A 1,047-nucleotide genomic window follows, 5' to 3' on the forward strand; every position below is an offset into this window, starting at 1 on the left:
GATCCTGAAACCCAGTGCGATCAGTTCGAGCCCTTCAGCGCCATTTTGATCATGGCGACGTGCTTACGGTAGAGCTGCGTCATGGTCTGATAATCTGTCTGGTTGCGCGTCATGTTGACCAGTTGCTCTTCGATCACGACCGCATTACCGGCGGGCGCCGTTTCATAGAGTTCTTCCTGATCCCGCGAGCGTCCGTCAGGGTCCCGCAGAGAGACCCCCTGAATGTGGCTGCCATTGGTCGATGCAGGCCGCAGAGCCGGCGACTGCCGCGCAACCATGCGCTTAAAGGAACCGTCCTTCAGATCCTGAGGGATGTAATCCGGCGTGTCCGCGTTGGCGATGTTTTTGGTCAGAACGGTCTGGCGCGCAGTGAGCCACTGCATGCGCTTCGCGATCACATCGGTGATACTGAGTTTGCCGTCCATAATATCCGCGCAGCCCCGGTTCTGGGACCCTTCCATAAGATTTGTCTTAACTTTCCACTATCTGTTGTTAAGATTCCGTAAAAAGGGTTCGCTTGTTCTAGAACAATCCCCGTATTAGAGTGTTGTTAGGGGGCCGGACCAGAATCCGGCTAGGGGCAGGGAGTTTTTACGAAGCCGATGCTTTATCTAACGCGGAAAATCGGCGAATCCGTCATCATTAACGACAATATCGAAGTCACCGTCGTAGATATCCGCGGCAAGTCCATCAAACTCGGGTTTACCTTCCCGGAAGACGCCACGGTCTTGCGACGGGAAATCTACGAGCGGATCCAGGAAGAGAACCGCGCCGCCGCCGCAGGCAGCGAAGCGCTCGCCATGTCCATCGCCGGAGTCGACAAGGACACCAAGGCTGGCAGCGACGAAGGCAGCTGACACTTCAGGCTTCCCATGCGCACGCCAGCGCATAACCTCTTGGCGTCTTCCCGATGCTTTCTCTACGCGCTTGCCGGCAGGCGAAATGCCTGTCTGCCGATTTTCCTGGCTCAACCTTCTGATCACAGTCTTTCGCTCTGCAAAAGTGAAAGCGAATCAGCGACCTAGCGCGCGCGTTAAACCATTCATA

Annotated in this window: 2 protein-coding genes; one reads left to right on the top strand and one right to left on the bottom strand. The window is 55.9% G+C overall.

The genetic code is table 11. The features are described 5' to 3' along the window. Positions 1-20: 20 nt before the first annotated feature. A complete protein-coding gene (gene flgB, locus F6K46_RS39960) occupies positions 21-461 on the bottom strand; it encodes a flagellar basal body rod protein FlgB (RefSeq protein WP_293118235.1) in 441 nt (146 codons plus the stop codon). Positions 462-602: 141 nt separating this feature from the next. Between flgB and csrA the strand changes: the two genes are divergently transcribed. Then, the gene (csrA, locus tag F6K46_RS39965) at positions 603-857 is read left to right on the top strand and encodes a carbon storage regulator CsrA (RefSeq protein WP_293118238.1); all 255 of its coding nucleotides are present in this window, start codon (positions 603-605) and stop codon (positions 855-857) included. The last annotated feature ends 190 nt before the right edge of the window (positions 858-1,047 follow it).

The sequence above is a fragment of the Moorena sp. SIO3E8 genome (assembly GCF_010692445.1).
In the GTDB taxonomy this organism is placed as follows: Bacteria; Cyanobacteriota; Cyanobacteriia; order Cyanobacteriales; family Coleofasciculaceae; genus Moorena; species Moorena bouillonii.